We start from the raw sequence: 491 nt of genomic DNA, 5'->3' as shown, positions 1-491 counted from the left end.
GTTGTCGGCGATGCGTTTGGTCGCGGCGGTCAATTCGGGTTTGGGTGCCGGTGTTTCGGTGCGCGATCTGTTTGAGGCGCCTTCGGTTGCGCGGTTGGCTTCTCGTGTCGGTTCGAGTGGGGGTGGGCTGGAGCCGTTGGTGGCGGTGCAGCGGCCGGCGGTGGTTCCGTTGTCGTTTGCGCAGAGCCGGTTGTGGTTCCTTGACCAGTTGCAGGGGCCGTCCGCGGTCTACAACATGGCGGTGGGGTTGCGGCTCAGCGGCAGGCTCGATGCGAAGGTGCTGTCGGTCGCGCTGGCCGATGTGGTGGACCGTCACGAATCGCTGCGGACGCTGTTCGTCGCGAGCAATGGCATACCGCGGCAGGTAGTGGTGCCCGCCGGGGAGGCTGACTTCGGTTGGCAGATCATTGATGCCAGCGATTTTTCAGACGACGGGCTGACGAAGGCCGTCGAGGAAGTAGCGGGCCACAGTTTTGATCTGGCAAGCGAGC

General features: G+C 64.4%; 1 protein-coding gene. It reads left to right on the top strand.

Features of this window, described 5'->3' with window-relative positions; all coding sequences use genetic code 11:
* The coding region (locus AC5Y7E_RS24265) for a condensation domain-containing protein (protein ID WP_499950957.1) at positions 1 to 491 on the top strand (491 nt) is incomplete at both ends.

The sequence above is a fragment of the Mycobacterium sp. NGS17 genome (assembly GCF_059813205.1).
Note: the sequence above shows the minus strand (reverse complement) of the source record. Positions and strands in the feature narration are given on the sequence as shown.